Here is an 8,199-nt window from a genome sequence, read left to right as displayed (position 1 = left end):
ACCCCTACAAGTATGCTATAGTAAATTGCTAAAGAAAAACCAATAAGGTGGGAGATGTATGCGCGATCAAACAAGTGGAAAAATGATTCGTTTTTATTATACAAGTTTGCAATTTCTCTATTGGATGATGTTTTGTTCGGTCTATGGGTTTGCGACATTGTTTTTGATTTATTTCAAGATTGATCCAGCTAAAATCGGAGGGATCTTAGCATTGGTCAATATTGTTTCAACGGTGCTTCAGCCTTTTATCAGTCAGGTGATCATCAAGAAAAGAAAGATTCCACTGATCACCGTGCTAAAGACGATGACAGCAGGATTAGGAGTGATTCTCTTAGCTGGGGTATTGCTTCCGAATTTGCCGATCATTACTTATATCTTGGGTGGGATTTTAGTAGTTTCCATGCAATCATTTCTCAATGCGCTGGCATTTGAGTATTCAAATACCGGCTACAGGATCAACTTTGGTTTTTCAAGAGCTGGCGGTTCATTTTCTTATGCTGTAACTTCTTTTTTACTGGGACAGTTGTTAGCGATTTATTCTGCCGCGATTTTGCCGATCTTGGTTATAGTTGAAGCAGTAGTGTTTTTCGTTATTTTGCATCTGCTGCCGGATGTAAAAAATCAAGAAGTTTTTCCTATGACAAAAGAACAGGATCGCCCAGTTTCTTTGAGAAAAAAATATCCTTTCCTGATTTTGTTGTTTTTAGGTTTCAGTTTTCTTTTTACTTTCCACACCATGATCAACAGTTTTTTGGCACAGATCTTTGAAAACATCCACGGTGGCAGTAAAGAAGTCGGCATCGCATTGATGATCGCCGCTTTATGCGAATTACCGGGAATGATCTTTTTTGAACAGCTTGTCAAAAAGAAATCCAGCAAATTTTGGCTGTCTATTGCCAGTATTTCATTTGCTGTCAGAGGATTCATGATGCTGCTGGCCGGTTCGATCTTGATGATGGAAATGACGCATCTCCTGCAAGCCTTTAGTTTTGCTTTGTTTATTCCAGCTTCAGCTTATTTATTCAATCAATTTCTGGCGGATGACGACCGTGTATTTGGACAAACGATGATCATTATCGCCACAACTCTTGGTGGGGTGATAGGAAATGTCTTGGGCGGCAGTCTGCTGCAGCATTTCGGTGTATGGGAGATGCTGATTTTCGGTACTGGTTTTGCGGTGCTAGGTGCTTTATTAACTATTTTGGGCATTCGAAAAATACCGAAGACAGGAAACGATAGTGATTCTCTTGTTGAGTAGCATAAAAATACTTAGATACTAGTTTTATATAAATAACATATAGTGATTATTGGTGTAATTACAAAAAACGAGAATAACTTAAGTAAGCATTTCTAAATAATTGAGAAACCTCATCTAAAAAGATAAGAAAATATCCCTAATAAAACTTCTGTAACATTTTAGATAACTGATTGTAAGCTGAATAATAAACTATAAGGAGACAGTTAGACGGTCTCCTTTTTTTGCGTATTATAATTCTAGAATTGTTGGAAATTGATAATAATTAACAAGAAATATTAGACAGGAACTTCGAACTGCTTATCACATTCTTATTATTATATATTTGCGTAAGTAGTCCTGGTAGTCTCAATGCACTATTCTATCTTGAAACTAAGAAGTTATAGAAGGAGCAATGATAGAAAGCACGAGAATACAAATAGCGATTAAATATTTTTCTAGACAACCTTAGTTAATTCACACAGATATATTTTAGGTACAGTCTTACAGATATAGAGTTAGTGCTGTGTGAATCCTGATGTTCGCAGTGCATAGGAGTCAAGTAAGATTCTAGCCAGTATAGAAAGTGGAAGTCTGGAGCGTACCTCATAATCTGGGAAGAAGGAGCCTTCTGATTTAAAGCCAACAAAAGGAATCTCGATATGTTCCATCAAACTTGAATGACGATTAGCAGTAAGCAAAATTGTCCCGATCTCAGCTTTATAACAGTTTTCAGCTGCGGTAATCAATTCCTTTGTTTCACCGTTTAGTGAAACAAAGATCACGATGTCATCTTTGAATAATTTTCTACTAATGTTTTTTATGATATTGGGATCAGTATGCATCTCACAATATTTACCGGTAAGTTGAAATTTGACCATCATTTCCTGAGCAATCAATTCTGAAAAACCTCGGGCAAAAATCATGATTCTTCTAGCAGCCTTGATTCGTTGAATAGCATCTTCAATATTCCCGCTTTCTACCATATTGATGGTGCGGATTACCTCTTGCTCATTTTTAAGAATAGCAGTCTTTATTCCTTCATCAACTTTATCAAGAGCGGCAAAATTGATATTTGTATTTTCTTTTTCTTTTAACGAATGTTTAAAAGACGTAAACCCCTCATATCCTTTTTTCTTCATAGTACGAACGACGGTTGCTGTTGAAACGTTGGCATATTCACTTAGTTTTACAATGGAATAGGAGGGGATTTCGAGTATGTGACTTTGAATAAAATCCCAGAGATATTTCTCCGATTCACTTAATTTTGTATCCATATTTTGCCTCCGATTAGTTAGGATAATTCTATTGTAAAGCGGGAGTTTCCTTTACTTCAAGTTTATTTAATATATTTTGTAAAAGTTTTCAATGAATTTAGTCATTTATGAAAACATTTACATTCGATCTTGATACATAATGAATATGTAAGAAAGGAGGAGCGTAAATGTCAGTTTATACATGTACTTTAAACTTGGCAATCGACCTTTTTATCGAAACAGATGAAATGAAACCATCCCAAGTCAATCGAACAAACGATGATGATATACAAGCTAATGGAAAAGGGGTGAATGTTTCATTGATCATGAAGCAATTAGGTATCGATAGTACAGCTTTAGGATTTAAAGCAGGTTTTACCGGGAATTATATTGAGGATTATTTGCATCAAAAAGATATTAGCACTGATTTTATTAGCGTACCGGGAATGACTAGAATCAACGTTTTTACACAAGTTAATAAAACCAATGAAGAATTCAAATTGGTTAATAAAGGACCTGAGATTCCTCAGGAACAAATCAAAACTTTTCTAAATCAAATACAAAAGCTGCAAGCTGACGATTATTTGTGTGTTTCTGGCAGTTTGCCGCGAGGGGTCTCACCCGAAATTCTTATTGATATCAGTCGTATTTGTTTTGAAAATAAGGTCCATCTGATTATTGATTCAAGCTATCCGGAAATAATTGATTGTCTGCCGTATCAGCCGTTCTTATTAAAACCAAACGAGGAGGAATTGCAATCTTGGTATAATGTCGAGCTTAGTGATCGTGAAGGATATATTCATTATGCTGAACGCTTGATTGCCGATGGAGCGAAAAATGTTCTCCTTTCTCTAGGAGGAGAGGGAGGAATATTTTTAAATAAGGATATCGTTTATTCTGGGAATTCTCCTAAAGGTAAAGTAGTCAATACAGCGTGTGCTGGTGACACTTTGTTGGGAACATTTCTTGCAGGATATTTAAAAGGTGAACAGGTAGATATTAATTTGAAGAAAAGTTTAGCAGCTGGAAGTTCAACCGCTTTTCGTAAAGGATTAACAGATTTTTCGGATGTTGCAGAGTTGGAAAAACAAATCGAAATCAAAGAGGGAGCGAGTAAAAAATGACAACTTACAAAATTGTTGCCGCAACAGGATGTCCAACAGGAATTGCCCACACTTATATGGCTCAAGAAGCATTGGAGCAGGCAGCTAAGCGCAAAGGGGTATCTATCAAAGTTGAAACCCATGGTCAAGTAGGGATAGAGAATGAATTAACACCAGAAGAAATAAAAAACGCTGACGCTGTAATCATTGCAGCTGACAAAGATGTTCAAGCAGAACGTTTCGCAGGTAAGCGTGTAATCGATGTGCCTGTCAGCAAGGGGATTAAAGATGCTGACCAATTGATCGAAGATGCGTTGGCTGGTAAAGGTTCAATTACTGCAGAAAACAAAACAGTTGACGCTGCTGGTGAGAAAGCGGAGATGGGGGTTGCAGCAGGCATTGGTCACAGTATTTATAAAAATCTCATGAACGGTGTTTCTCATATGCTGCCGTTTGTAGTGGCAGGTGGGGTAATTATTGCAATTTCGTTTGCCATCTGGGGTGTGTACTCTTTTGATCCCAATGATCCTACTTACAATCCGACTGCCGCTATGTTAAAGGGTGTTGGTGATGCGGCAATGGGAATGATGGTTCCTATTTTAGCAGCTTATATCGCTGAAGGAATCGCTAAACGTCCTGGTTTGGTTGTTGGGTTTGTTGGCGGACTGTTAGCCAATTCTGGCGGAGCCGGTTTCTTAGGCGGAATTTTTGCAGGGTTCTTAGCAGGCTACTTTATCTTACTATTGCAAAAGGTCATGAAAGGCTTGCCTAAACAATTGGATGGTCTGAAGGCAATCTTCTTATATCCGGTGATCGGTGTCTTGTTTGTTGGTGTAGTCATGTCTTTATTAGCAAATCCAATGGAAGCAGTCAACCAAGGAATGATGAATTTCTTGGCAGGATTCCAAAATTCTAATCCATTAATTTTAGGGATTATCGTTGGCTGTATGTCAGCATTTGATATGGGAGGTCCAGTCAATAAAGCGGCTTATGTTACAGGGACTGCGTTGTTGGCACAAGGTAACCATACATTTATGGCAGGGGTTTCGGCAGCTTGTATCGCGCCCCCATTGATTACTGGATTTGCCGCACTGTTTTTTGGAAAATATTTCGACACGAATGATCGCAACGCTGGTTTAGTCAACTTTATCTTGGGCTCAACGCACATTACCGAAGGAGCAATTCCATTTGCGGCTAAAGATCCGCTGCGTGTTCTGCCAACTATGATGCTAGGTTCATCAATTGCTGCTGTACTGACATATATGTTTGGTGTCCAAGTTCCCGCACCTCATGGAGGTTTTCTAGTATTACCTGTTGTTACTGGTAAGGTTGCATGGGTAGGGTCGATTTTACTTGGTTCAATCGTTGGCGGAGTAATTTTAGGGTTGATCCAAAAACGTAGTGTAGAAAAACGTGAAGCAGAAGCAGCTACTGTTGAAATGAAAGAAGCAACCAACAACTAAAGGTTATTCTAGAAAGAAGGATTTCAAATGACTTTGATCAAAACAAATAAAGTTTTTATGAATAAAAATTTTACGACGCAAGATGAGGTAATGAACTTCCTTGCAGATCAGTCAATTGTCTTGAGCATTAGTGAAGACCGAGATGCAGTTTACGAGAAATTGATGGAAAGAGAAGAAGAAAGCACGACTGGTATGATGGATGGTTTTGCCATCCCTCATGCCAAAGATGCTAGTATCAAGGATGCCGATATTGTGATTGTTCGGTTAAACGGTAAGGTCGATTGGAAAAGTTTAGATGGAGAAGGAACGGATTTTGTAATCGCTCTGTTTATTCCAGATTCAGAGGCTGGAACAACCCATCTAAAATTTTTATCTCAGGTAGCCAGACTTTTGATGCACAAAGATGTGACAGAAGGTCTGAAACAAGCCCAGTCTGCTGAAGAAATAGCTGAACTTTTAAACCAAAAATTAGAAGAAAACTAAAAAGGAAGTAGTGAAATCATGCCTTTAACAGAAAAAAAGAAAACTTATATTCGTCAACTAAGTAATGAAAGTGGCATCATCAGTGCGTTAGCAATCGATCAACGTGGTGCCTTGAAAAAAATGATCGGTAAATTTCAAAATCAATCAGCAACCGATGAACAAATCATCAATTTCAAAAAAATCATTTCTTCTGAATTGACTCCATATGCTTCAGCAATCTTATTAGATCCAGAATATGGGTTGCCGGCAGCCGAAGTTCGCGATAAAAATGCTGGTCTGTTGTTGGCCTATGAAAAAACTGGTTACGATGCTTCAACTCCAGGACGTTTACCGGATATTTTATCTATTTGGTCTGTAAAACGTCTAAAGGAGCAAGGGGCCGATGCTTGTAAGTTCTTGTTATACTACGATGTAGATGAATCTGATGACATCAATGACCAAAAGAAGGCGTTTATGGAGCGGATTGGTTCTGAATGTGTTGCTGAAGATTTGCCATTTTTCTTAGAATTGGTTTCTTATGATGCCAACGATCCTGATACTTCTTCGAAGGAATATGCCTTGAAAAAACCGCATAAAGTAAATGAAATGATGAAGGAATTTTCTAAGCCTCGCTATGGAGTTGACGTTTTGAAAGTGGAAGTTCCTGTTAATATGAACTATGTGGATGGTTACACTAAAAATGAAGTTGCTTATACCAAAGAAGAAGCTGCTGCTTATTTCAAAGAACAATCCGAGACTACCAACCTGCCATTTATTTTCTTGAGCGCAGGAGTAACTGCTGAATTGTTCCAAGAAACCTTGAAATTTGCAAAAGAGGCTGGCTCTACATTCAATGGGGTACTCTGTGGGCGCGCAACTTGGGCGAATGGTGTAGAACCATTCGTTACTAAAGGTGAATATGCTGCCAAAGAATGGATGCAGACACAAGGACGCAAGAACATCGAAGAGCTGAATAATGTTTTGAAAGAAACAGCAACAGCTATTAAATTGTAAGAAAGCTTTAACTATAACCTTAAGTTTGTAACCTAATGATTTTTAATAATCAATTTGAGCTTTTAAATAAAGAATTGGAAGCGTCCCGACGCTTCCTTTTTCGTTTGTCTTAAGGCATGATGGGTTCGATGTTGTCGTTCAATAACCGCAAGAAGGTCAGCATTTTTTTCTTAGAGTATGCAAAAGTGCTTTCTACCCAATGATTTAAAACGGAGAGGCACCCTTGGATATGGTAAATGGTGAAGTAACGCATTTCTTCTGTGATCACGGTTTTTTTGTCTTCTTGTAGCCAGATTTTTAAATAATTTTCTTCGATCAGATTATTTAATCTCTTTTGGAATTGGATATCTCCGTGGTTGATAACGAATAACTTGTACACGAACGTATTTGTATAGACATAGTCGATCAAATGAGCGTATAGATCCTCGTAGCTGTGTGTCGTGTCATAGGAAATGATTTCATCCAAGTCTTGGAAAAAGCTATTTTCTAGCTTTTCATAAAGATCATAGATATCCGTATAATGTTTATAAAATGTCGAACGGTGAAGATCAGCAGTTTCGGTCAGTTCACGGATAGTGATGTTTTGAATTTTTTTATCTACTAATAATTTTGATAATGCTTCTGCTAACGCTTTTTCTGTTTTTTTAACGCGACGATCCTCTTTTTTCATTTTGCAGCCTCCTAATCAACATAATCAAGGAATTGTGTCGGTTATCCGACAATTTCATCGCTATCTGAACATAGATAACCGACACTTTGTCTATTATAATATAAGTATAGCATATCAATATTTAAAGAATAGGAGAATAAGTGATGGAATTAGCCTTTAAGCAACTGGAAAAGAAAGACTACAAAAAAGCCATTCAATTCGCGATTAAAAGTATGCACTTTGATTGGTATACCAAGAGCAAACTCCTTTTGAATCTTTATGGAAGATACTTTTGGTATCTAGAATTGAATCGCGCGACACAAATCATTGCTTTATATGCGGATGATGAGCTGGTAGGTGTTTTATTAGCAGACATCAAAGGAAAATCAAAAAAGCATCATTCATTTAGTCAAAAGTTATATGTTAAACTATTTGATTTCTTACAAAATGTATTTGTGAAAGACAGCAATGGGGGGTATGACGCCACCAATGACGAATTGCTTGCAGACTATTTAAAAAAACATTCCCCAGACGGAGAAATTGTCTTTTTAGCTGCCAACCCTGATTTAAAGATCAAAGGAATCGGTAGTAAATTATTAAAAGAATTTGAACGCCGAGAGCAAGGAAAAGAAGTATTTCTGTTCACGGATAGCGGCTGTACGTATCAATTTTATGAACGACGCGGTTTCGAACGGAAAAAAGAAAAAGATATCGTCATGAAGATCCTTAATAAAGAAGTAGATCTTCGCTGTATGTTATACAGCAAGGTCATTCAGTAATGTTTTAATATAAAAATGACGATACTTGCGATAAGTCACAAAAGACAGTGGCGAAGCGAATATTAGCTTCAGCGTATAGCCAAAGCATAGTTTGTACAAAGTCATAATCTAAGAAGCGTTCTGACGCTTCTTTTTTTCGTGTTACAGTCAAACAGGACAATGTAAGAAAAATGTAAGAAATTTATAGAGAAAATGTAGAAAAGTTTTGTTAAAAGATAGGTATCTTAGTGATCAGTGAG

General features: G+C 37.3%; 8 protein-coding genes. 6 read left to right on the top strand and 2 right to left on the bottom strand.

Features of this window, described 5'->3' with window-relative positions:
• Nucleotides 1–58: 58 nt before the first annotated feature.
• Nucleotides 59–1,258: an MFS transporter gene (locus RG571_RS11370; protein WP_005880904.1), complete on the top strand. Its 1,200-nt coding sequence runs from the start codon at nucleotides 59–61 to the stop codon at nucleotides 1,256–1,258.
• A 494-nt stretch (nucleotides 1,259–1,752) separates the two neighbouring features.
• On the opposite strand, the gene RG571_RS11365 is transcribed toward RG571_RS11370, so the two are convergent.
• Nucleotides 1,753–2,511, bottom strand: coding sequence for a MurR/RpiR family transcriptional regulator (locus RG571_RS11365; protein ID WP_005880906.1), 759 nt, complete (start codon nucleotides 2,509–2,511; stop codon nucleotides 1,753–1,755).
• Between the two features lie 167 nt (nucleotides 2,512–2,678).
• On the opposite strand from RG571_RS11365, the gene pfkB reads away from it, so the two are divergent.
• The 4 genes from pfkB to lacD are packed head-to-tail and all read left to right on the top strand — an operon-like array spanning nucleotide 2,679 to nucleotide 6,532.
• On the top strand, nucleotides 2,679–3,614 hold the full coding sequence (gene pfkB / locus RG571_RS11360) for a 1-phosphofructokinase (RefSeq protein WP_002331209.1): 936 nt from the start codon (nucleotides 2,679–2,681) through the stop codon (nucleotides 3,612–3,614).
• On the top strand, nucleotides 3,611–5,056 hold the full coding sequence (locus tag RG571_RS11355) for a PTS fructose transporter subunit IIC (RefSeq protein WP_002331210.1): 1,446 nt from the start codon (nucleotides 3,611–3,613) through the stop codon (nucleotides 5,054–5,056). The genes pfkB and RG571_RS11355 overlap by 4 nt, the downstream gene beginning before the upstream one ends.
• A gap of 27 nt (nucleotides 5,057–5,083) precedes the next feature.
• Nucleotides 5,084–5,539 carry a fructose PTS transporter subunit IIA gene (locus tag RG571_RS11350; RefSeq protein WP_002336650.1) on the top strand — a complete coding sequence of 152 codons (456 nt, stop codon included), beginning with the start codon at nucleotides 5,084–5,086 and terminating at the stop codon, nucleotides 5,537–5,539.
• Between the two features lie 18 nt (nucleotides 5,540–5,557).
• A complete protein-coding gene (gene lacD, locus RG571_RS11345) occupies nucleotides 5,558–6,532 on the top strand; it encodes a tagatose-bisphosphate aldolase (protein ID WP_005880910.1) in 975 nt (324 codons plus the stop codon).
• Between the two features lie 109 nt (nucleotides 6,533–6,641).
• On the opposite strand, the gene RG571_RS11340 is transcribed toward lacD, so the two are convergent.
• On the bottom strand, nucleotides 6,642–7,202 hold the full coding sequence (locus RG571_RS11340) for a TetR/AcrR family transcriptional regulator (protein ID WP_005880912.1): 561 nt from the start codon (nucleotides 7,200–7,202) through the stop codon (nucleotides 6,642–6,644).
• 143 nt (nucleotides 7,203–7,345) lie between these two features.
• Between RG571_RS11340 and RG571_RS11335 the strand changes: the two genes are divergently transcribed.
• Nucleotides 7,346–7,960: a GNAT family N-acetyltransferase gene (locus tag RG571_RS11335; RefSeq protein WP_131500993.1), complete on the top strand. Its 615-nt coding sequence runs from the start codon at nucleotides 7,346–7,348 to the stop codon at nucleotides 7,958–7,960.
• Nucleotides 7,961–8,199: the final 239 nt, after the last annotated feature.

Source organism: Enterococcus sp. FR204, from assembly GCF_031143325.1.
Lineage (GTDB): Bacteria > Bacillota > Bacilli > Lactobacillales > Enterococcaceae > Enterococcus_B > Enterococcus_B faecium.
Note: the sequence above shows the minus strand (reverse complement) of the source record. Positions and strands in the feature narration are given on the sequence as shown.